Consider the following 22,194-nt stretch of genomic DNA (forward strand, 5'->3'; position numbering starts at 1 on the left):
AGGGGATGATCGAACACGAGGTGCTCGACGCCGGGCTCGGCGACGCGGACGACGACGACTTCGACCTGTCCGAGATCTTCGACTCGCAGCTGCCCGACAACCGCTATCTCGATCGTGAGGTGAGCTGGCTCGCGTTCAACCGGCGCGTCCTCGAGCTCGCGGAGGACGCGACCCTGCCGCTGCTCGAGCGCTCGAACTTCCTCGCGATCTTCGCGAGCAACCTCGACGAGTTCTTCATGGTCCGCGTCGCGGGCCTCAAGCGCCGCATCCTCACGGGTCTCGCGGTCCCGACGAACGTCGGGCGCTCTCCGCAGGAGGTCCTCACCGACATCGCCGACCTCGCGCACTCGCTGCAGGCGCGGCATGCCGACGTCTGGACCCACGAGGTCAAGCCCGCCCTCGCGGAGGTCGGCATCGAGATCGTGTCGTGGGAGTCGCTCTCGCACGAAGAGCGCGACCGCCTGTACGAGTACTTCCAGGCTCACGTGTTCCCCGTCCTGATGCCCCTCGCGGTCGACCCCGCGCATCCCTTCCCCTACATCTCCGGGCTCTCGCTCAACCTCGCGATCCGCATCCGCAACGCCAAGACGAGCCGTCAGGAGTTCGCGCGCCTGAAGGTGCCGCCCATGCTCCCGCGCTTCGTGCGGGTCTCGCGCGAGGGCGACGCCGTCCGCTACCTCCCGCTCGAGTCGCTCATCTCCAATCACCTGGAGGACCTCTTCCCCGGGATGGAGATCCTCGACCACCACGCGTTCCGCCTCACGCGCAACGAGGACGTCGTCGTCGAGGAGGACGAGACCGAGAACCTCATCCAGGCGCTCGAGGCAGAGCTGCTCCGCCGTCGCTTCGGACCGCCCATCCGCCTCGAGGTCACGGAGGACATGGACGACCTCACGCTGTCGCTGCTCATCAAGGAGCTCGACATCACCGAGCAGGAGGTCTACCGCCTCCCCGGCCTGCTCGACCTCCGCGGGCTGTTCGACCTGTCCAGGATCGACCGGCCCGAGCTGCACTACGCGCCGCACGTGCCGACGACGGCTCTCGCGTTCCAGCCGCCCGAGCAGAACGGCCGCGCCGACATCTTCGCCGCGATCCGCAAGGCGGACGTGCTCGTCCACCACCCGTACGAGTCGTTCGCGACGAGCGTGCAGGCGTTCCTCGAGCAGGCCGCGAAAGACCCGCACGTCCTCGCGATCAAGCAGACCCTCTACCGCACCTCCGGCGACAGCCCCATCGTGCAGGCGCTCATCGACGCCGCCGAGGCCGGCAAGCAGGTGCTCGCGCTCGTCGAGGTCAAGGCGCGCTTCGACGAGGCCGCCAACATCGTGTGGGCCCGCAAGCTCGAGAAGGCGGGCGTCCACGTCGTCTACGGCCTCGTGGGACTCAAGACGCACTGCAAGCTCGCGCTCGTCATCCGCGAGGAGGACGGCATCCTGCGCAGCTACAGCCACATCGGGACGGGCAACTACAACCCCAAGACGAGCCGCATCTACGAGGACTTCGGTCTGTTCACGGTCGACGAGCAGGTCGGCCGCGACCTCACCCGCCTGTTCAACGAGCTGTCGGGGTATGCGATCGAGAAGAAGTTCAAGCGCCTGCTCGTCGCGCCGCTGCACCTGCGCAAGGGCCTCCTGCGGCTCATCGACAGGGAGCGCCGCAACGCGCTCGCCGGCCGGCCCGCCCGCATCCGCATCAAGGTCAACTCCATGGTCGACGAGCAGATCATCGACGCGCTCTACCGCGCGAGCCAGGTGGGCGTCCCCGTCGAGGTGTGGGTCCGCGGCATCTGCTCGCTCAAGCCCGGCGTCGAGGGCATGAGCGAGAACATCACGGTGCGCAGCATCCTGGGCCGCTATCTCGAGCACTCGCGCATCTTCGCGTTCCACAACGACGGCGATCCGCAGGTGTACATCGGCAGCGCCGACATGATGCACCGCAACCTCGACCGCCGTGTCGAGGCCCTCGTGCGCGTCGTCGCTCCCGCGCACCTCAAAGAGCTGACCGACCTGTTCGACCTCGCGATGGATGACGCGACCAGCTCGTGGCACCTCGGCCCGGACGGAGAGTGGGTGCGTCACAGCGTCGGCCCTGAGGGCACGCCGCTCTCCGACATGCAGGACCGCACCATGACGAACGTCCAGCGTCGTCGCCGGGCGCGGGCGGTGCGATGACCGAGACGGCCGTCTACGCGGCCGGCGGCGTGCTCTGGCGACTCGTCGAGGGCAAGCTGAAGGTGCTGCTCATCCATCGCACGGCGTATGCGGACATCACGCTGCCCAAGGGCAAGGTAGACCCCGGCGAGACGCTCGCAGAGACGGCCGTCCGCGAGATCTACGAGGAGACGGGCATCCGGGTCTCGCTCGGCGTCCCCGTGGGCGTCTCGCGCTACCACATGCCCAACAAGCGCCAGAAGATCGTCCACTACTGGGCGGCGGAGGCGACGGAGCCCGCCATCCGCGCATCGGCGTTCGTGCCCAACAAGGAGATCGCCGCGCTCGAGTGGGTCGGGCTCAACAAGGCCCGCAAGCGCCTCAGCTACCCCGTCGACATCGAGATCCTCGACCACTTCGCGACCCTCGTGGACGAGGGCGTGCTGCACACCTTCCCCATCATCGCGCTGCGCCACGCGAAGGCGCTGTCGCGCGACGAGTGGAAGAAGGCCGACGCCGACCGCCCCCTCGCCGTGCGGGGCCGACGCGAGGCCGAGGCGATGGTCGGGCCCCTGCGGGCGTTCGGGCCGCGCAAGATCGTGTCGAGCCCGGCTGTGCGGTGCGTCAAGACCGTCACCCCCCTCTCGAAGTCGATCGGACGCCGCATCGAGCTGACGCGGCTCGTGAGCCAGGACGCGTGGGAAGAGGGCGAGTCCGATCCGCGAACGGTCGTCGGCAGTCTCGTCCGCGGGCGCCGCCCCGCCGTCGTGTGCAGCCACGGCCCCGTGCTGCCCGGCATCCTGACCGAGCTCGCGCTCGCGACGGGCACCCTGCGCGGGTCCTACCTGGGCAGCGCGTCGGCGCTCGACACGGGCGCGTTCTCCGTCGTGCACCTCTCGGCGACGAACCCGGGGTCGGGCATCGTCGCGATCGAGACGCACGACCCCAAGGTGTGAGCACGGGCCTCGAGAGCGTCCGCCTCGCGTGGAGCGCCGTGCCGGAGGGCGGCGACCGCCGCGCCGTCGCGTGGGGCCTCGTGCGCGAGCTCCTCGGCGATGCGGGCCCGAGCGCGCGCCTGACCAATCCGTGCGCGTACTGCGGCGGACCCCACGGGCCGCTCCGCGTCGGCGGGGCGCCCTACCTCGCCGGCATCGCGTACGCCCGCGACCTCGCCGTCGCCGCGGTCGTGGACGCCCACGCGACCCGCACGTTCGCGATCGACGCCGAGCCGGACGACGCATCCGGCGCGGGTCTCGTGCTCGGGGCCGGGGCCGGGCGGACCGTCCGCGACTGGGTGCGCGTCGAGGCCGCGCTGAAGGCCGACGGACGGGGGCTGCGAGTCGACCCCGCCCTCGTCGAGGTCCGCGAGGACGCCGACGGGTGGACGGCCGCGATCCCGGGCCGCGCCGTGCCCCTGCGCGGCCGCGACCTCGCCGGGCCGCCCGGCGTGCTCGTGAGCGCCGTCACGGACGACCCGGCAGCGGCGGGAGCGCCGGCCGGTCGAGCCAGTCCGTGAGGACGCCGGCGAGGTCGCGGCCGGTGACGCGCGACGCGAACGCGCGGAAGTCGTCCGTGCCGACGAGCTCGTGCCGGTGCGACGTCGCCCAGGCGCGCAGGAACGTCGCGAACGCGGCATCCCCCGCCTCGGCGCGCACGGCGTGCAGCGTGAGCGCGCCGCGCTTGTACACGCGGTCGTCGAACATGCGATCCGGTCCGGGATCGGAGATCACGAGGTCCTGCGGGAGCGCCGCCAGGAGCGCGTGGTGGGATGCCGCGGCCTCCGCCACGGTCGGTCCGCCGGACGCCTCGCTCCACAGCCACTCGGCGTAGCACGCGAAGCCCTCGTTGAGCCAGATGTCGCCCCAGCGGGCGATGCCGACGCTGTTGCCGAACCACTGGTGCGCGAGCTCGTGCGCGACCAGACGCTCCGACTCGGCATCGAGGTGGTTGGCGCCGAACACCGCGAGGCCCTGGGCCTCGAGCGGGATCTCGAGCTCGTCGGCGGTCACGACGATCGTGCAGGCCTCCTGCGGGTACGGTCCGAACGCCGACTCGAACACCGCCATCATGTGCGGCAGCGGCGCGAAGGCCCGCCGCGCGGCCGTGCGCTGCGCGGGAGCGCACGCGAGCGTCATCCGGTCGCTCAGCCGCTCGGTGCGGTAGCGGCCGACGTGGACGGCGGCGAGGTAGGCGGCCGTCGGGACGCTGCTCTCGAACACGCGCACGTCGGAGCCGCCCCGGCGCTCCGTCGCGACGAGCGCGCCGGTCGCGACCGCGACATAGCCGGGATCCGTCGCGACGGCGATGCGGTACCGCGCGCGATCGTCGGGCCGGTCGTTGCACGGGAACCAGGTCGGCGCCCCGGTCGGCTGCCCCGCGACGAGCGCGCCGTCCGCGAGCTCTTCCCACCCGATCGCTCCCCAGCGCGAATGCCGCGGCGCGGGTGCGCCGGAGTACTCGATGTCGAGCGAGAACCGCTCCCCCGGCTCCATGCGCCGCGGGAGCGCGACGCGGAGCTTGCGTGCGCCCTGCTGCCACCTCGTACGGCGGTCGCCGTCGACCCGCACGCGCGATGCACGCAGGCCGATGAGATCGAGCGTCACGGACGAGGTCGCGACGGCCGTGACCGCGTTGACGATCGCGCGCCCCTCCAGACGGTTGGTGCGCACGCGGTAGGCGAGGTCGAGGTCGTACGTCTCGACGTCGTACGACGGGTCTCCGCTCTGCGGCGCATACGGATCGTGGCCGATCACGATGTCGACTGGTAGGCGCGCACCTTGACGGCGCGCCAGGGTCCGATGGGGTTGCCGCTCCAGCGCGTGCCGACCGGCACGGTCTCGCCGCGCATGACGAGCGAGGCGGGGCCGACGGTCGCGTGCGCGCCGATGCTCGCGGCGGGGAGGATGACGCTGTGGGGGCCGAGGGTCGCTCCGGGCTCGAGCTCCACGGTGTCCATGCTCATGATTCGATCATGGAACAGATGCGTCTGCACGACGCACCCGCGGTTGACGGTCGAGCCGTCGCCCAGGGTCACGAGGTCGGGCTCCGGGAGCCAGTAGCTGTCGCACCACACGCCCGTGCCGATGCGGGCGCCGAGCGCGCGCAGCCACACGGCGAGCGCAGGCGTGCCCGAGGCGGCTCGCGCGAACCACGGCGCGGCGACCATCTCGGTGAAGGTGTCCGACACCTCGGTGCGCCACACGAAGCTCGACCACAGCGGCTGCTCGCCGGCGTGGATCGGCCCCACGATGATCCATTTCGCGGCGACCGAGATCCCCGCGGCGAGCGCGCCGGCCGCCAGCAGGACGAGTCCGGAGACGAGCAGGGTCGTGGCCGGGCCGGCGTACTCCCACAGGTAGCCGAGAGTGAACAGCACCAGCACGCCGATGGCGCACGTCACGAACACCGGCACGATGCGCCCGAGCTCCCACAGCGTGCGCGCGGCTCTCAGCGCGGGCGTCGGGCGGTACGTGCGGCTCTCGTCGCCCGCCGCCGAGATCCGGCGCAGGCGCACCGCCGGCGACCCGAGCCACGACGACCCCGCCTTCGCCTTGACCGGCGCGGACGAGAGCACCGCGACGAGCCCGTCCCGGGGCACGCGGTGTCCGGGGGCCGCCATCCCCGAGTTGCCGAGGAAGGCGCGCTTGCCGATGCGGACGGCCCCGAGGCGCAGCCACCCCCCGCGCAGCTCGTACGAGGCGACCATCGTGTCGTCGGCGAGGAACGCGCCGTCCTCGATGCGCGTCATCGAGGGGATCAGCAGCACGGTGGACGCTTCGACGTCGCGGCCCACGCGGGCGCCGAGGAGCCGCAGCCACGCCGGCGTGAACAGGCTCGAGTAGATGGGGAACAGGAAGGTGCGCGCCGAGTCGAGGAGCCGCTCGGTCGTCCAGGCCTGCCATCCGATGCGGCTGCGCACGGCGTGCGTGCCGGCGTGCAGGCCGATCGACAGGAGCCTCACGAAGACGACGACGGATGCCGCGTACGCGGCGCCGACCGCCAGCACGGCCGGCACGAGCCACACGAAGGCCGCCAGGAGTGCGTCGCCGAGCGTCGGGGCGCCGCGCATCCCCTGCGCGAGCACGAGGCCCCCGACCGCGAAGGCCGCGAGCGGGAGCAGCGCGAGGACGACGGAGGATGCCGAGTACGCCCACAGCCACCGGTTGGGTGCAGGCGCGCGCAGGGCGGGCCACCCCGCGTCGAGATCGCCGACGCGGACGGCGGGCGAACCGGCCCACGCCTGCTTCGCGCGGACCCGGCCGAACACGGCGGAGCCGGGGGCGATCTCGGAGCGCTGCCCGATGCGGGTGCCGGGGGCGAGCGTGCTGCGCGCACCCACCGTCGCGTCGGCGCCGATCCGCACCTCGCCGATGCGCACGACGTCGCCGTCGATCCACGTCCCCGAAAGGTCGACCTCGGGCTCGACGGCGGCGCCGTCCCCGATCTCGAGCATGCCCGTGATGGGCGGCAGCGTGTGCATGTCGACGTTGCGGCCGATCTTCGCCCCGAGGGCTCGCGCGTAGTAGGTCACCCACGGCGCTCCTGCGAGGCCCACGGCATCCACTTGATCGGCGATCTGCTCGGCCAGCCACAGCCGGATGTGCACCCAGCCGCCGCGCGGATAGTCGCCCGGCCTGAGGCCCCACAGCAGGATCCGGGCGCTCACGACGGCGATCGCCATGCGGCCGAACGGGGTCGCGAACACGAGCAGCCCCACGAGGAGAACCCACCACGCGACCTCGGGCAGCACCTCGAACCCGGGCGCGAGCCGGAGCAGCGCGCTCGCCGTGAGCAGGTACAGCAGCCACCGCACGCCCGTCAGGATGAACAGCGGGATGCCGAGCAGCGTCTGCGCCCACTGGGCCCTCCGCGGCGTCGGCACGGGACGGTGGAACGAGGCCGGCGCATCGTCGGCGATCGGGCCGAGCGCCTTGGCCATGGCCCCGAGCCGCGGCACGTCGTAGATGTCGGCCACCGAGAACTCGGGGACGCGCGTGCGGATCCGCGAGACGAGCTGCGCCGCGGCGAGCGACCCGCCGCCGAGGTCGAAGAAGTCCGCCGAGCGTCCGGGGACGGCAAGGCCCAGCACGGCCTGCCATTGCTCGGCGAGCCATGACTCCGCCGGGGACAGTCCGGCGACGGGCGTCTCGACGCCGGGGAGCGGCCACGGCAGCGCCGCGCGGTCGACCTTGCCAGAGGTGCGGACGGGCAGGTCGTCGACGACGGCGAGCAGCGGCACGATCGAGGCGGGAAGGCTCTCGGCGAGAAGGGCCCGGGCGTGCGAGCGGTCGAAGGCCGCGGCATCCGTCGTCGCGAGATAGCCCACGAGCACGGGGACGCCCGCCTCCGTGCGGCGCACGGCAGCCGCCGCGCCCGTCACGCCGGGAAGCGCCTGCAGGGCCGCTTCGACCTCGCCGAGCTCGATGCGACGGCCGCCGACCTTGACCTGGTCGTCGGCCCGGCCCTGGAAGACGAGTCCGTCGGGGTCGTAGCGCACGAGGTCGCCCGAGCGGTACGCGCGGTCCCAGCCGAGGCTCTCGAACGGCGCGTACTTCTCGAGGTCCTTCGCGGGGTCGAGGTAGCGCGCGAGGCCCACGCCCCCGATGATGAGCTCTCCGACGCCGCCGGGCGCGACGCGGGCGCCGTCGGCGTCGACGACGGCGAGCGTCCATCCGTCGAGCGGGAGCCCGATCCGCACGGGGCCCTCGGTGCCGAGCAGGGCGGCGCACGCGACGACGGTCGCCTCGGTCGGCCCGTACGTGTTCCAGACCTCGCGGCCCTCGGACGCCAGTCGTGCGGCCAGCTCCGGCGGGCAGGCCTCGCCGCCGAAGATGAGCAGGCGCACGTTCTCGATCGACTCGACGGGCCACATCGCTGCAAGGGTCGGGACCGTCGAGACGACCGTGATGGCCTGCCGGATGAGCCACGGCGCGAGGTCCTCGCCCGAGCGGACGAGCGAGCGGGGCGCCGGCACGAGGCACGCCCCGTGCCGCCATGCGAGCCACATCTCCTCGCACGAGGCGTCGAACGCGACCGAGAGGCCCGCGAGCACACGGTCGCCGGGACCGAGCGGTGCGTCCTGCAGGAAGAGGTGGGCCTCCGCGTCGACGAAGGCGGCCGCCGAGCGGTGGCTGACGGCGACGCCCTTGGGCACGCCGGTGGACCCCGACGTGAAGATGATCCATGCGTCGTCGTCGACGGAAGGCGGCGGCACCGTCACGAGCGCGTGCGTGCTCGGGTGCGCGGCGGGCCGGTCGAAGAGGGATGCCGCGCCCGGCTCCGCCGGCTCCTCCGACACGACGGCGGGGACGTACGCGCCGCCGTCGCCCACGATGCCGGTCACGCGGGCTTCGCCGAACACGAGGCGCGCGCGCTCGTCCGGGTCGTCGGCGTCGACGGGAACGTAGGCGGCGCCCGCCGCGAGCACCCCGAGGATCGTGATGTACAGGTCCTTCGAGCCCGAGGGCATCCGCACCCCGACGCGGTCGCCGCGCCGGACCCCCGCGTCGTGGAGGCGCGCGGCCGTCTGGCCGACCCGCGCCGTGAGCTCGCGATAGCTCAGAGCGCCGGAGCCGTCGTCGATGGCAGACGACTCCGGATGCCGCGCCGTCGTCTCGCGGAGGATGTCGACGAGGGTCCGCGGCGCGGGCGCAGCGGACGAGCGATCGAGCTCGGGCTGTGCGCGCTCCGAGGTGGAGTGGACCACTGTCAGGCGAGGAGCGCGACGAGCTGCGCCTTGTTCAGGCGCGAGTATCCGGTCCTGCCCGCGTCGCGGGCACGGGCGCGCAGCTCCGCGACCGTGAGAGCGGCAAGCTCCGACGACTCTCCTTCGTCGGATGCCGCGTCCGCGACGGCTCGACCCGCCTCGGCGCCCTCGACGGCGGACGCGGGCTCGGCGGCGGGTGCGGCATCCGTCAGGGAGACCTCTGCGGCCTCCGCGGCCTCTTCTGCGGCCCTGGCCTCCTTCTCGGCGAGCTCGGCGACGGCGCGCTCCGCCTCGGCCTCGGCGCGGAGGGCGGCCTTCGCGGCCTTCGTCGCCGCCTTCTTGAGGGACTTGGCCTCGGCGGCGCGCTCGGCCGCCTCGGCGGCCGCCCGGGCGGCGGCCTCCTCCGCACGGCGGGCCTCCGCCTTGAGCCGGGCCTTCTCCTCCGCCGCCAGGATGGCCTTCCGCGTCGCGCGGGAGAGCTCGCGGGCCGCCCGGGCCGCCTTCTCGGCGATGCGGCGCGGGTTCTTGCGGAGGGCCTTTTTCGAGACGTCCGCGACGCCGCGGGTCTCTTCGGCCAGGTCGAGGAGCTTGCGGCGGGGCTTGCCCGGGAGGTCTTTCGCGACTCTGCGGGCCTGCTTCGCCGCCGCGGCGGCGTCGTCCAGCGCTTCGCGCGCCGCGCGCTCGAGCTTCGTGGTCTTTGCCATTCCTCCACGGTATCGGGAACGCGCCGCTCACCAAGGTGCGCCCGAGGTCGTTCACCTCGCGTTTACCATCGCAGCCCGTTCCCTTAAGAGTGGCTGTCTACCGTCATGTCGTGCCCTGCACCGGGCCCAATTCCCCTTACATGTGAAGGATTCACCACAGTGAAGATCTCCCGCATCGCCCAGCTGGGCGCTGTCGCCGCCATCGCGGCCCTCACTCTCACCGCCTGCGCCAGCAACGAGGGCGGGACGACGGCTCCGACCGAGACCGACGCGCCGACGCTGTCGGGCAGCCTCAGCGGCTCCGGCGCCACCTCGCAGCAGGTCGCGATCCAGGCGTGGACGGCCGAGTTCCAGAAGGCCAACCCCGACGTCACCGTCAACTACGACCCGCAGGGCTCCGGCGCGGGCCGCGAGTCGTTCCAGGAGGGGGCCGTCCAGTTCGCCGGCTCCGACCGCGCGTTCAAGGTCGAGGAGATCGAGGCCGGTCTCGGCGCGTGCGCCGAAGGCGCCGACCCCGTCGAGCTGCCCACCTACATCTCGCCGATCGCCATCATCTTCAACCTCGACGGCGTCGACTCGCTCAACATCGACCCCGCGACGCTCGGCGGCATCTTCGCCGGCACGATCACGAAGTGGAACGACCCGGCGATCGCCGCGACGAACTCCGGCGTCTCGCTGCCCGACGCCGCGATCACCCCCGTGCACCGCTCCGACAAGTCGGGCACGACGGGCAACTTCACCGACTACCTCGCCGCGACCAGCGGCGGCTCGTGGACCTTCGGCTCGGTCGAGGAGTGGCCGATCCAGGGCGGCGAGGCCGCTCAGGGCACCTCGGGCGTCGTCAACGCCGTCAAGGGCGGCGCGGGCACGATCGGCTACGCCGACTCGTCGCAGGCCGGCGGCATCGCCTCGGTCAAGGTCCAGGTGGGCGACGACTGGGTCGAGCACTCCGCTGAGGGTGCAGCCAAGACGGTCGACGTCTCGCCGATCGAGGACGGCCGCGCCTCGACCGATCTCGCGATCACGATCGACCGCACCACGACGGAGGCCGGCGCCTACCCCGTCATCCTCATCAGCTACCTCATCGGCTGCACCGAGTATGAGGACGCGAACATCGGCGCCCTCGTCAAGGGCTTCTTCGGAACCGCAGTGAGCGAGGCCGGTCAGGAGACCGCCGCGAAGAACGCCGGCAGCGCCCCCATCTCGGACGCGCTCCGTGAGAAGGCACAGGCCGCGGTCGACGCGATCAAGTAGTACCTTCGGCCCCAGGAAGGCGTTCTGCGCCTTCCTGGGGCCGATCCCCACCCATCTCCTCGACCAGGAAGCACTCCATGACCGAGACCACGGCGACCGCCGAGGCCACGCCCAAGGCCAAGCAGCGGCCGGGCGACATCTGGTTCTCCGGCTCCGCTCTCTTCGCAGGGTCGATGATCCTCGCCACCCTCGCGGCCGTCGCGATCTTCCTCATCGTCCAGTCCATCCCCGCGTTCTCCGCGAAGCCCGAGACGGCGTCGCTGCTGACGACGAACTTCTGGGACTACGTCTGGCCGCTCCTGTTCGGCACCATCTGGGCGGCGCTGCTCGCCCTCATCCTCGCCGTGCCGCTGTCGCTCGGCGTCGCACTGTTCATCACGCACTACGCGCCCCGCCGCCTCGCGCAGGGCCTCGGCTACATCGTCGACCTCCTCGCCGCCGTCCCGTCCGTCGTCTTCGGCCTGTGGGGCATCCTCGTGCTCGCCCCCGCCGTCCAGCCCACGTACGCGTGGCTCAATCAGAACGCCGGATGGTTCCCCCTCTTCGCGGGCGACGCCTCCGCGACGGGTCGAACGATCTTCACGGCGGCCATCGTGCTCGCCGTCATGATCGTCCCCATCATCACCGCGATCTGCCGTGAGATCTTCCTGCAGACGCCGAAGCTCCACGAAGAGGCGGCGCTCGCACTCGGCGCGACCCGCTGGGAGATGATCCGCATGGCGGTGCTGCCGTTCGGTCGCTCCGGCATCGTCTCGGCGTCGATGCTCGGCCTCGGTCGCGCCCTCGGCGAGACGATGGCCGTCGCCATGGTGCTCTCGGCCACCGGGACCGTGACATTCCAGCTCTTCACGTCGACCAACCCGTCGACGATCGCCGCCAACATCGCGCTCACCTTCCCCGAGGCGTACGGCGTCAACATCAACGTCCTCATCGCGACGGGGCTCATCCTGTTCATCGTGACGTTCGCGGTCAACGCGCTCGCACGATGGATCGTGGGCCGTCGCAAGGAATTCTCGGGAGCGAACTGACATGACCGTGACCGCTCCTCCCACCGCCCCCGTCGCGGTCGAGCCTCCCGTCTCGCTGCGCTCCGGCCGCCTGGCCGCCTGGGTGCCGTGGGGCCTGCTCGCGGCATCCCTCGCCATCCTCGGCGGTGTGTTCTTCATCGTCGCGGTCGCTCAGGGCGACGGCTTCAACCTCGCGGGCTGGGTCATCACGTCGGCGCTCGCGTACCTCGTGCTGGTCTGGGTCATCTCGGCGATCGTCGAGGGCACGCGCAAGGCCGTCGACCGGCTCGTCACGGGCATCGTGACGGTCGCGTTCCTCATCGCGATGATCCCGCTCGTCTCCGTGGCATGGACCGTCGTCGCCAACGGCCTCGCGCGCTTCGACGCCGAGTTCTTCTCGTCCTCGATGCGCAACGTCGTGGGCGAGGGCGGCGGCGCCGTGCACGCCATCTGGGGAACGCTGCTGGTGACCCTCGCGGCCGCGATCATCTCGATCCCGATCGGCCTGATGACGTCGATCTATCTCGTCGAGTACGGCGAGGGCAAGCGCATCGCGCGCGGCATCACGTTCCTCGTCGACGTCATGACCGGCATCCCGTCGATCGTCGCGGGCCTGTTCGCGTACGCCCTGTTCGCGATCTTCTTCGGGGCGGGCGTGCGGCTCGGCATCATGGGATCGGTCGCGCTCGCGGTGCTCATGATCCCCGTCGTCGTGCGCTCGAGCGAGGAGATGCTCAGGCTCGTGCCGAACGAGCTCCGCGAGGCCGCGTACGCGCTCGGCGTGCCGAAGTGGCTCACGATCGTGAAGGTGGTGCTGCCCACCGCGATCGCGGGCATCACGACGGGCGTCATGCTCTCGATCTCGCGCGTCATCGGCGAGACGGCGCCGCTGCTCATCACGGCGGGCTTCACCGACTCCCTCAACCTGAACCTGTTCGACGGCCGTATGCAGACGCTTCCCGTCTTCACGTACACGCAGTACGCGAACCAGGGCATCCCCCCCGAGGCGTACTGGGATCGCGCCTGGGCCGCCGCACTGACCCTCATCATCATCGTCATGGTGCTGAACCTCGTCGCGCGTCTCATCGCGAAGCTGTTCGCCCCCAAGACCGGCCGCTGACCCGCGCTACCCGAAAGAAAGAACCCGTGTCGAAGAGCATCGAAGTCAACGACCTGAACGTCTACTACGGCGACTTCCTCGCCGTGGAGGGCGTGTCCCTCGAGATCGAGCCTCGCAGCGTGACGGCCTTCATCGGCCCGTCGGGCTGCGGCAAGTCGACGTTCCTGCGCACCCTCAACCGCATGCACGAGGTCATCCCCGGTGCCCGCGTCGAGGGCCAGGTGCTCCTCGACGGCGACGACCTGTACGGCAACGGCGTCGACCCCGTCGCCGTGCGCCGTCAGATCGGCATGGTCTTCCAGCGTCCCAACCCGTTCCCCACGATGTCGATCAAGGAGAACGTGCTGGCGGGGGTGCGGCTCAACAACTCGCGCATCTCGCGATCGGATGCCGATGCCCTCGTCGAGAAGTCCCTCAAGGGCGCGAACCTGTGGAACGAGGTCAAGGACCGCCTCGACAAGCCGGGATCGGGCCTGTCGGGCGGCCAGCAGCAGCGCCTGTGCATCGCCCGCGCGATCGCCGTGTCGCCGCAGGTGCTCCTCATGGACGAGCCGTGCTCGGCGCTCGACCCCATCTCGACGTACGCGATCGAGGAGCTGATCGAGGAGCTGAAGCAGGAGTACACGATCGTCATCGTGACCCACAACATGCAGCAGGCCTCGCGCGTGTCCGACAAGACGGCGTTCTTCAACATCGCCGGCACCGGCAAGCCCGGCAAGCTCATCGAGTACGACAACACGTCGGCGATCTTCACGACGCCCTCCGTCCAGGCGACGGAGGACTACGTCTCGGGCCGCTTCGGGTAGGTCCCGCCGACACCGCGGCGGCCTCCGGTGGTGGTCTCTCGCGGAGCGCCGGGTGCGGCATCCGCCCGTCGGCGCGTCGTGCGGCACCCTCCCGCCGGCGCGCGCTCAGTCGCGCGGGCTCAGCAGGTATCGGTTGAAGGCCGCGGTCAGCTCGCCGTCGACGGCGATCGGCGCTGCGTCGATCGCCGAGACAGGGGCGGCGAGCCGCACGCTCGAGACGAGCCACGCGGCATCCGCCTCGGCGAGCGCCGCGACCGGGATCGTCTCGTACGCCGTCTCGTGGCCCAGGGACGCGAGGTGCTCGAACAGGCTCAGCTGGGTCGTCCCGGGCAGGATGCCGCCATCGTGCGCGGGCGTCACGAACCGGTCGCCGAGACGCAGGATGACGGACGCGGTCGGCGCCTCCAGCACGATGCCGTCGGACGACACGAAGATCGCGTCATCCGCCCCCCGTCGCCTCGCCTCGCGGATCGCGGCCATGTTGACCGCGTACGAGAGCGTCTTGGCGCCCAGCAGCAGCCACGGAGCACGCGCCGGCGCTCCGCTGTCGAGTCCGCGATCGAGGGTCACGATCCGGATGCCGCGCTCCCGCGCGCCGCGGAAGTCCGCGGCATCCGCCCCCGTGACCCATGCGGTGGGGGTCGGCCCGTGCTCGATCCCGCGGCTGAGGATCAGCTTGACGACGCCCTCCCCCACCCGGGGGGCCTCTGCGGCCGCCGCCGCGATCGCCTGACGCCACTGCTCGACGTTCGGGATCGGCAGATCGCACAGGCGGGCGGAGTGCGCGAGGCGTTCGAGGTGGGCCGCGACCTCCTGCGGGTGGCCGTCGACGACGCCGATGGACTCGAAGATCCCGTCGCCGCGCTGCGTGCTGAGCTCGCCGACGCTCAGCGCGGGCGTCGCGGCGTCGACGACCTCGAAGGTCGCGGCGAAGTCCGTGCGAGGGTCGTCGGCCGGTGCGGGCTCGATCAGGAGGGCGAAGCGCCAGGTCATGCGTCGAGCCTAGGGTCTGGCCCGCGCGGCACGCCCGGGCGCCGTCGCCGGGAATGTCCTCGGCTCCGTCTCGGTTACACTGGAGCAGCCGGGCCGCAGTAACCCCGGGCTCCATCTTCTGCCGCCGAGAGCGGCCTTGCGCCGAGAGGCGTTCTGCGGCCCGGCTTCTCTTCGCCCGCCGTCAGGTCAGCGCGTCGACGTGGAACGGCTCCCGCCCGAGGCGGGACGGCGCGGAGCCCCTTGCCGCTCGGTCCCGCCACCCGTCGTCAGGTCAGCGCGTCCAGACGCCAGAGCGCCGCCGCAGCGCTGAGATCGCGCGCATAGTCGGAGAGCCGCGCCGCGCGGGTCGTGAACGCCGACGCCCGCTCGGGCTCCGTCGTCTCGTAGTCGTCTGCGAGATGCGCCGATCCGGAGGCCTGAACCCGGCTGAAGGCGGCGGCACGGTCGAGCGCGACGGCGAAGTCCCCTTCGAACAGCCCTCGCAGGATCGTGTCGATGAGCGCGACGAGCTCGTCGGGCCCTGCGGGCACCGGGGCGCCCGCGACGACGGGATCGGCCGAGTCGACCGCCGTCCGACCCCGCTCGTAGAGGAGCGCGGCGGTCTGCGGATCGTCGTGGATCATCAGCTGCAGCAGATAGAGCCGCCAGAGCGTGCCCGGGAGCGACCGCGACGGCGAGCGCGACCAGAGCTCGGCGATGTCGTCGATGCCGTGGTCGGACGTGAACGCGACGAGGCGGTCGACGACCGCGCTGTCCGGGTCGGAGCGCACGCGCGAGAGGAGGGCATGGGCCGTCGAGTGGGCCACACGCGACACCTCTGCAGGGTCCTCGGCCGCGAAGAGCCTGTCGAAGAGCTCCGCGGGCCGACGCACTGGCTTGTGGAACTCCCTCGCGTCGCTCATTCCATCCAGGCTACTCGCGAACTCCGGGAAGGTCCGCGAAGGGGCCGGATGCGGCATCCCTCGCGCGGCGATCGCGAGGGATGCCGCGCGCCGGTCACGCGGACTGGTTGACGCGGACGTGGTTGCCCGCGGGGTCGCGGAACGCGCAGTCGCGCGGGCCCCACGGCTGCTCGATGGGCTCCTGGAGCACTTCGCGCCCCAGCCCCGGACGCGCTCGAACGTCGCGTCGAGATCGTCGGTCGCGAAGACGAAGGGACCCGGGCCCGACCCCTTCGCGACGAGCCGGTGCAGCGTGTCGCCGTCGTCGGGCGAGCGCCCTGCGCCGGGGTCGGACAGCACGAGCCGGAGCCCGTCCTGGCCCGCGAGGCCGAAGCTGACCCAGCGGTGGCCGTCGGAGGCCACGTCGCTCACGAGCTCGAGCCCGAGCGCGTCGCGGTAGAAGGGGATGGCGGCGTCGATGTCGTCGACGGTGATGGGGCAGTAGGCGAGAGAGATGCTGGACATGCATGCCACGCTAGGTCGCCCGCGGGCGGAATGCTTCTCCGATCCTGCTCGACCGGCGGGTCACACGAAGCGGGCGGGACGCGTCAGCAGCTTCGCAATGCACGACGGCATCGCCTCGGCCGCGTCGTGCGGACGCGCGCGATACGCGCTCGGCGTCTCGCCGACGATCTCGGTGAAGGTCGAGCTGAAGGATCCGAGGGATGTCGCGCCCACGGCGGTGCAGGCATCCGTCACGCTCGCGCCTGCGCGCAGCAGCGCCATGGCCCGCTCGATGCGACGGGTCATGAGGTAGGCGTACGGGGTCTCGCCGTACGCGGTCTTGAACTCACGGGAGAAGTGCGCGGGCGACATGAGGGCCTGCTGCGCCAGCGTGGGGACGTCGAGCGGGCTCGCGTAGTCGCGATCCATGAGGTCGCGCGCCCGCCGAAGGTGCGCGAGCGTCTGCGGAGACTGTTCCGTGCGCGAGCGGGATGCCACGGCTCGACGATACCCGCGGGTCAGGACGTCGGGATCGTCGCGATCGGATCCGTCGTCGGCTCCGTCGAGCCCTCGACGGGCTCGACTGTGATCGTGATGCTGTCGCCGGTGGCGGGTGCGCCCGCGAGGAGCACCGTCGCCGTGCCGTCGGCCGCGGTCGAGAACAGCTCCGCGGGCGTGGACCCCGTGGTGCTCGTGAACCACGCCTGATACGTGTCGGCGGAGTCGACAGGGGCGAGCCCCGTCACGACGAGGACCGTCTTGGCGGCCTCCTGCGACCAGTGGGCGGTCACCTGTCCCCCTCCCGTCGCGTCGGCGGTCGCCTCGCGCGCGTCCGACGCCGCACGGATCTCGTCGAGCGCGACGACGGCGTCCGGCCTGTCGTAGAGAAGGTTTCCGACGAGCGCCGCGAGGAATCCGAGCGCGACCAGGACGACGAGGGATGCCGCCACCGCCAGCAGCGCGCGCGTCCAGGTGCGCCGCTGGACGGTCTGGATGATCTCGGTCGACGGGGCGGAGCCCGTCCCGGCACGCCGCACGGGCGGGCCGACGAGCTCGGGGGCGAGCTCTGCCAGTGGGTTCGTGACGACCGGGATGTCCGGGGCGGTCTCGGGGTGCGGGGCGGTCTCGGGGTGCGGGGCGGTCTCGGGGTGCGGGGCGGTCTCGGGGTGCGGTTCGTGCGGGGGCGAGTCCGCGACGCTTGCGCCCTGCGCGGGCCAGGGCGCGGGCTCGGCCAGCGGCTGTGCGGGCCAGGGCTCAGTCAGCGGCTGCGCGGGCGAGGGCTCAGTCGGCGGCTGCGCGGACCAGGGCTCGGTCGGCGGCTGCGCGGGCGCGGGCTCGGTCGGCGGCTGTGCGGGCGAGGACTCGGGTTGCGGCTGTGCGGGCGAGGACTCGGGTTGCGGCTGCGCGGGCGAGGACTCGGGTTGCGGCTGTGCGGGCGAGGACTCGGGCGGCGGCTGTGCGGGCGAGGACTCGGGCGGCGGCTGTGCGGGCGAGGACTCGGGCGGCGGCTGCGCGGACCAGGGCTCGGCCATGGCCAGCGGCTGTGCGGACCGGGGTGTAGGTGCGGTCGGCGGGCTCGCCGGCGAAGAAGCTTCAGACGGCGGGTTCGGGACCAGCAGCGAGTCGAAGAGCGCTCGCAGCTCATGCGCGCCTTCGGACCTCGGCTCGGACTCTGGGGCGTCTCCCGACTCGGGCTCGGATTCTACGCGGTCACCAGGCCCGGAGTGGGCTCGAGCCGACTCTCCGACGGCGACACCGGGCGGTGCCGGCGTGCCCCCGAGGGGAATTTCCCGAGCGACCGGCGGCACCCCGGGCCGCGTCGGCGGGGGAACCTCGGGCGGCGGGATCGGGGTCAGCAGCGAGTCAAAGAGCGCTCGCAGCTCGTGCGCGTCGTCCGACCCCGACTCGGTTGCCGCCGCCCCTTCTGGCGCAGGCTCGGCCTCTGCGCCGTCCTCGGGCGCGGACGCGAGCTCTGCGCCGCGCACGGGCCCGGACTCGGCCTCTGCGCCGCGCACGGGCAGGGGCTCAGCCTCTGCGCCGCCCACGGGCACGAGCTCGGTCTCTGCGCCGTCGTCGGCCCCGGATCGGGGGTGGGCCGTCCCACTGGAGGGGGCGACGGGCGGAACCGGGGCGCCCAGGATCGGGATCGCCTGCGCGAGCGCGACGGAAGGACCGAGCGGCTCGGCGCTCTGCAGCGCGCCCGCGGTCGGGTCTGCAGACCCGGGCGCGCGGCGCGCGGCCTGCTGCGCGCCCGCCGCGATCGCCGCGAGGACATCGGCGCGCACGTGCTCGGGGGGCTCGACCTCCGCGACGCCGTCGGCGAGCGCGGCGGCGGTCTCGGCATCCGCACGCGCGATGCCGTCCCACTCGGGGTGCTGCGCGAGCGCGGCGCGGAACGCCCGCTCGTCGTCGGGCGAGAGCGCGTGGAGGGCGTGGGATGCCGCGAGATCGGCGAACTCGTGCACGTTCACGATGCCGCCCCGAGCTCGGAGCGCACCCGCGACAGCCCGTCGCGCAGTCGCGCGCGCACGGTCTCGGCCGTCGCCCCTGTCAGAGCCGCGATCTCGGCCTCGCTGCGGCCGCCGAAGTACGCGTGGGTCAGGGCGACGCGCTGCTCGTCGGACAGCGCGACGAGAGCGCGCGCGAGCCGGCGGCCGTGCACGCGCGGCTCTGCGGCGTCGAGAAGCTCCGCCGATGCGCGCGGACCGCGTTCGTCGACCGCGCGCCTGTGCGCGATCGCGAGGAGCCAGGCCCGCCCGGAGGACTCCACCGGGTCGAAGCCGGCGGCGGTTCGCCACGCCTCGAGGAATACGTCTCGCAGCACGGCCTGCGCGCGATCCGGGTCGTGGACGATCCTGCCGACGATGCCGAGGACGCGCGGCGCTCCCAGGTCGTAGAGGCGGGCGAAGCCCTCTCGATCGCCGCGCGCAGACGTGACGATCAGCATTCCGATCCGATCCTCGGCCTCGTCGCCGGGACCGCCGACACCGTCCATGACCACCAGCCCAGCATGCCGCAGACGGCGCCGGCGCGCACGATGCCGTGGATCGCACGAAGTAGGCTTGGACGTCGAGGGCCTCTAGCTCAGTCGGTAGAGCATCGGACTTTTAATCCGCGGGTCGTGGGTTCGAGCCCCACGGGGCCCACTCATCGGCCACCTCCCCCACGAGGTATGCGACCGACGTGTTCAGCGTGCGCGCCGCCGACACGAGATCGGTCGAGTTCCCGCTGATCCGTCCGCGGCGTCGACGGGCGATGCCCGTCTGGCTCGTGCCGAGTGCGACGTCTAGCGGGTGGACAGCCGAACCCGCCGACCTCGGCGATCTCCTGTCACGGGATGCGCAGACGATCGTCCGCGTCGTGCATCCGCCGTCCGGGACAGTCATCGACTACCCGCCGGGCGCCGCGTACGACTCGGTGCAGCAGGGCGATCGCGACGGGACGGCCGATGGTCGTCCGAGCGAGTACGGCGCCGACTGGGACGCTTCCTGCGCCATCCGAGCGGTGCGGGCAGCGCGTGTCATGGATCGCGGCGAAACCGGGATCTCGATGAACGGGGGACCTTAGGTTGGTGGGGTGGAGCTCTCGCACCTCGGCGTGCCGGTCGGGCCCTTGACGCGCATTCACGGCGGGTTCGCCAATCGGGTTTACCGGCTCGACACCGACCAGGGATCGTTCGCGGTGAAGGAGCTGAACCTCCTCGACCGACGCCGGCCCTATCGCGTCGAGGATGTGTTCAAGTTCGAGCGGGCGGCCTTCGCTGCCGGCATCCCGATGCCGGAGCCGGTCTCGGCAAGCCAGGACACGCTGGTGCACCGGTGGGTCGAGGGGGAGACGGTGCCCGAAGCGCCGGTGTCGGCGGAGTACGCGTTCGAGATCGGTGAGATCCTCGCGCGCATCCACGCGCTCGATGTCGAGTGGACGCACGAGCCGACCGACGACCCGACACCACGGGACTGGCCCGAGCTCGCCCAGCGGGCCACCGCGACCGGGCAGCCGTGGGCGGACGAGCTCGCCTCACAGGTCGACACGTTCCTCGCGATCGCCCACTTCGTCGACACCTGCGAACGGCCGGGACCGGTCGTGCTGACCCACAAGGACATTCAGCCGTGGAACCTGCTGGTCCGAGACGGCCGGCCGGTCGTGCTGGACTGGGAGCTCTCGGGGCTGCTGGACCTGTCCGGCGAACTCGGCTCGACTGCGCTGAGTCTGGCGAAGGGACCCGGCTTCGACGACATCGAGCCCGCCGTCTTCCGCTCGGTTCTGGACGGCTATCTCGCAGGGGGTGGGGCGCTGCCGCCGTCGGGTCCGAGCTGGTTCGTGTTCATGATCGACGGCTGGCTGGGGCACACGAGGTGGAACATCCGGCGTTGCCTCGCCGGCGTAGAGGCGCGCACCGGTCCCGACCTCGCGGTGTCGCACGAGTCGGTGCGTCACGGCATATGCGGCCTCCCCGACCTGTTCAGCCGACTTCCGAGCCTTGACGCGCTGCTCCTGTGACAGCGAGCGTCCAGCACCTGATGCACTTCCGGGCATGTGCACGGCTCCAAGACGCCCGCGAAAGGTCCTGGACAGTTCTCGCCGACCATCGCGCGATGGCTCACCACGTTCTCGACGTGACACTCGGAATCGAGGTCTGGACCACCCCAGGGGGCATCACCCGCGTCTGGTCCGACCCGCTCCGCAGCGGGTGCTGTCGCGATCCTCAGGGTCGCAGCGGTTCGACGATCGATCCGCTGTCCGGAAGTCCGACCTCGACCGTCTCGAAGCGATCGCCGCCGACACGCTCGCGGTAGCCCGCGAATCGGAACGGGATGCCGCGCGCGACGCGGGCATCGGCATCCGTCATCGCCTGCACGTGGACGTGCGGCTGCGTCGAGTTGCCGGAGTTGCCGCACTCCCCGACGAGGCCGCCCGTCGCGATGCGATCGCCGGCGACTCCCCTGACGCTGCCTTCGCGCAGGTGTGCGAGGAGGACGAAGACCGACCCCTCCCCTCGGCGGATGACGACGTGGTTGCCCGCGATGGCGCTCGGACCACCGCGGATGCGCCCGCGTTGTGTCACGGCGTACGCGAGCAGCGCGGGGACGGATCGCCGCGCCCGATGATCGGCCTCGCCGTCATGGACGGCCACGATCGTGCCGGCGCAGGGTGACAGCACGGGCCTGCCGAAGCCCGTGAAGCGCTCGGGCGGCTCGGCCCCGACGAGCGCGCCCCATCCTGGCGGCGCCGAGCGGCCCCGTTCGTCGACGGGGACGAGGTCGATCGCGAAGGTCGTCGCGAACAGATCGGTGCCATGGCTCGGCACTCGTCGCGCGGGACTGTTCTCGACGAGGCTGAGACCGTCGAGGGGAAGCCGCAGGATGACGTCGCTCACGCGAGCCGAATCCGGCGGATCAGGCGCCCGACTCTGCAAGCTCGGCCCCCGCGTGCGCCAGCTCGGCCAGCGCCGCCTCGCTCGTGCCCGGGGCGACGCCCGCCACCAGGTCGGTGAGAACGCGCACATGCCGCCCGTGCTCGATCGCGTCGAACGCGGAGGCGCGCACGCAGTAGTCGGTCGCGATCCCCGTGACGTCCACTTCGACGACGCCGTGCTCGTCGAGGATCTCCGAGACCGTCCGGCCGTCGTCCGTGACGCCTTCGAACAGCGAGTACGCGGGCTTGCCCTGGCCCTTCTTGACGTGGTGGGTCACGGCATCCGTCACGAGCCCGGAGTCGTACTCCGCACCCTCCGTGCCGCTCACGCAGTGCACGGGCCACGTGTCGACGTAGTCCGGCTCGCCCGACGCGAAGTGGCCGCCGTTGTCGTTGTCTCCGTCGTGCCAGTCGCGCGACGCCACCACGACGGCGTACTCCCCCGCGTGCGCCGCGAGATGCCGCGAGATCCCTGCCGCGACGGCGTCGCCGCCCGTCACGCCGAGAGCTCCGCCCTCCGTGAAGTCGTTCTGCACGTCGACGATGAACAGTGCCTTGCTCATGATCCGAGCGTACGCCCGCGCGCGGGGACGTGCCCCGACCGGTGCATCGTGCGTCCACCGCCCGCTCCACGCGACGCGACCTCTGCCGGGC

Annotated in this window: 19 protein-coding genes, 1 tRNA gene and 1 pseudogene; 10 read left to right on the forward strand and 11 right to left on the reverse strand. The window is 72.1% G+C overall.

What is annotated here, in order from left to right:
* The first annotated feature begins 5 nt into the window (after nucleotides 1-5).
* The 3 genes from FHS08_RS01840 to FHS08_RS01850 are packed head-to-tail and all read left to right on the forward strand — an operon-like array spanning nucleotide 6 to nucleotide 3,666.
* On the forward strand, nucleotides 6-2,171 hold the full coding sequence (locus FHS08_RS01840; protein ID WP_167034949.1) for an RNA degradosome polyphosphate kinase: 2,166 nt from the start codon (nucleotides 6-8) through the stop codon (nucleotides 2,169-2,171).
* Nucleotides 2,168-3,106 carry an NUDIX hydrolase gene (locus FHS08_RS01845; protein ID WP_167034951.1) on the forward strand — a complete coding sequence of 313 codons (939 nt, stop codon included), beginning with the start codon at nucleotides 2,168-2,170 and terminating at the stop codon, nucleotides 3,104-3,106. The genes FHS08_RS01840 and FHS08_RS01845 overlap by 4 nt, the downstream gene beginning before the upstream one ends.
* A complete protein-coding gene (locus FHS08_RS01850; RefSeq protein ID WP_167034953.1) occupies nucleotides 3,103-3,666 on the forward strand; it encodes a chemotaxis protein CheY in 564 nt (187 codons plus the stop codon). Before FHS08_RS01845 ends, FHS08_RS01850 begins: the two co-directional genes overlap by 4 nt.
* On the opposite strand, the gene FHS08_RS01855 is transcribed toward FHS08_RS01850, so the two are convergent.
* Genes FHS08_RS01855 through FHS08_RS01865 form a run of 3 tightly spaced genes read right to left on the reverse strand, consistent with a single transcriptional unit; the run spans nucleotide 3,614 to nucleotide 9,560 of the window.
* A complete protein-coding gene (locus FHS08_RS01855; RefSeq protein ID WP_167034955.1) occupies nucleotides 3,614-4,903 on the reverse strand; it encodes a M1 family aminopeptidase in 1,290 nt (429 codons plus the stop codon). The genes FHS08_RS01850 and FHS08_RS01855 overlap by 53 nt on opposite strands.
* A complete protein-coding gene (locus tag FHS08_RS01860; RefSeq protein WP_341800286.1) occupies nucleotides 4,900-8,856 on the reverse strand; it encodes a Pls/PosA family non-ribosomal peptide synthetase in 3,957 nt (1,318 codons plus the stop codon). The genes FHS08_RS01855 and FHS08_RS01860 overlap by 4 nt, the downstream gene beginning before the upstream one ends.
* 2 nt (nucleotides 8,857-8,858) lie before the next feature.
* Nucleotides 8,859-9,560 (reverse strand): hypothetical protein, encoded by a 702-nt coding sequence (locus tag FHS08_RS01865; protein WP_167039506.1) that lies wholly within the window; start codon nucleotides 9,558-9,560, stop codon nucleotides 8,859-8,861.
* Between the two features lie 159 nt (nucleotides 9,561-9,719).
* On the opposite strand from FHS08_RS01865, the gene pstS reads away from it, so the two are divergent.
* From pstS to pstB, 4 genes are all read left to right on the forward strand, one after another.
* Nucleotides 9,720-10,814, forward strand: a complete 1,095-nt coding sequence (gene pstS / locus FHS08_RS01870) for a phosphate ABC transporter substrate-binding protein PstS (protein ID WP_167034957.1) — start codon at nucleotides 9,720-9,722, stop codon at nucleotides 10,812-10,814.
* Between the two features lie 77 nt (nucleotides 10,815-10,891).
* Entirely contained in the window at nucleotides 10,892-11,842 is a 951-nt protein-coding gene (pstC, locus tag FHS08_RS01875) for a phosphate ABC transporter permease subunit PstC (protein ID WP_167034959.1), read from the forward strand.
* Nucleotide 11,843: 1 nt separating this feature from the next.
* Nucleotides 11,844-12,941, forward strand: a complete 1,098-nt coding sequence (pstA, locus tag FHS08_RS01880; RefSeq protein WP_167034961.1) for a phosphate ABC transporter permease PstA — start codon at nucleotides 11,844-11,846, stop codon at nucleotides 12,939-12,941.
* A gap of 26 nt (nucleotides 12,942-12,967) precedes the next feature.
* Nucleotides 12,968-13,747 (forward strand): phosphate ABC transporter ATP-binding protein PstB, encoded by a 780-nt coding sequence (gene pstB, locus FHS08_RS01885; RefSeq protein WP_167034963.1) that lies wholly within the window; start codon nucleotides 12,968-12,970, stop codon nucleotides 13,745-13,747.
* Nucleotides 13,748-13,852: 105 nt separating this feature from the next.
* Here the strand turns inward: pstB and FHS08_RS01890 are convergent, their stop codons facing one another.
* The 6 genes and pseudogenes from FHS08_RS01890 to FHS08_RS01915 form a co-directional block, all read right to left on the reverse strand.
* Nucleotides 13,853-14,740: an aminotransferase class IV gene (locus FHS08_RS01890; protein WP_167034965.1), complete on the reverse strand. Its 888-nt coding sequence runs from the start codon at nucleotides 14,738-14,740 to the stop codon at nucleotides 13,853-13,855.
* Nucleotides 14,741-15,006: 266 nt separating this feature from the next.
* Nucleotides 15,007-15,642: a DNA-directed RNA polymerase subunit beta gene (locus tag FHS08_RS01895; RefSeq protein ID WP_167034967.1), complete on the reverse strand. Its 636-nt coding sequence runs from the start codon at nucleotides 15,640-15,642 to the stop codon at nucleotides 15,007-15,009.
* Between the two features lie 231 nt (nucleotides 15,643-15,873).
* Nucleotides 15,874-16,146, reverse strand: a pseudogene (locus tag FHS08_RS01900) (VOC family protein); the annotation flags it as partial.
* A 60-nt stretch (nucleotides 16,147-16,206) separates the two neighbouring features.
* Nucleotides 16,207-16,554 carry a helix-turn-helix transcriptional regulator gene (locus tag FHS08_RS01905; protein WP_167039509.1) on the reverse strand — a complete coding sequence of 116 codons (348 nt, stop codon included), beginning with the start codon at nucleotides 16,552-16,554 and terminating at the stop codon, nucleotides 16,207-16,209.
* An 89-nt stretch (nucleotides 16,555-16,643) separates the two neighbouring features.
* A complete protein-coding gene (locus FHS08_RS01910; protein WP_167034969.1) occupies nucleotides 16,644-18,596 on the reverse strand; it encodes an anti-sigma factor domain-containing protein in 1,953 nt (650 codons plus the stop codon).
* Nucleotides 18,593-19,120, reverse strand: coding sequence for a sigma-70 family RNA polymerase sigma factor (locus FHS08_RS01915; protein ID WP_167039511.1), 528 nt, complete (start codon nucleotides 19,118-19,120; stop codon nucleotides 18,593-18,595). The genes FHS08_RS01910 and FHS08_RS01915 overlap by 4 nt, the downstream gene beginning before the upstream one ends.
* Nucleotides 19,121-19,198: 78 nt before the next feature.
* On the opposite strand from FHS08_RS01915, the gene FHS08_RS01920 reads away from it, so the two are divergent.
* The 3 genes from FHS08_RS01920 (at nucleotide 19,199) to FHS08_RS01930 (ending at nucleotide 20,625) form a co-directional block, all read left to right on the forward strand.
* A tRNA-Lys gene (locus FHS08_RS01920) sits at nucleotides 19,199-19,271 on the forward strand.
* Nucleotides 19,272-19,308: 37 nt separating this feature from the next.
* Entirely contained in the window at nucleotides 19,309-19,692 is a 384-nt protein-coding gene (locus tag FHS08_RS01925; protein WP_167034971.1) for a hypothetical protein, read from the forward strand.
* Nucleotides 19,693-19,701: 9 nt separating this feature from the next.
* Nucleotides 19,702-20,625 carry a phosphotransferase gene (locus FHS08_RS01930; RefSeq protein WP_167034972.1) on the forward strand — a complete coding sequence of 308 codons (924 nt, stop codon included), beginning with the start codon at nucleotides 19,702-19,704 and terminating at the stop codon, nucleotides 20,623-20,625.
* A gap of 205 nt (nucleotides 20,626-20,830) precedes the next feature.
* Here the strand turns inward: FHS08_RS01930 and FHS08_RS01935 are convergent, their stop codons facing one another.
* Complete coding sequence (locus tag FHS08_RS01935) at nucleotides 20,831-21,502, reverse strand: M23 family metallopeptidase (RefSeq protein ID WP_341800287.1); 672 nt, start codon at nucleotides 21,500-21,502, stop codon at nucleotides 20,831-20,833.
* A gap of 19 nt (nucleotides 21,503-21,521) precedes the next feature.
* Nucleotides 21,522-22,103, reverse strand: coding sequence for an isochorismatase family protein (locus FHS08_RS01940; RefSeq protein ID WP_167034976.1), 582 nt, complete (start codon nucleotides 22,101-22,103; stop codon nucleotides 21,522-21,524).
* Between the last annotated feature and the right edge of the window lie 91 nt (nucleotides 22,104-22,194).

Origin of the sequence: Microbacterium ulmi (assembly GCF_011759705.1) — a bacterium.
GTDB classification, from domain to species: Bacteria; Actinomycetota; Actinomycetes; order Actinomycetales; family Microbacteriaceae; genus Microbacterium; species Microbacterium ulmi.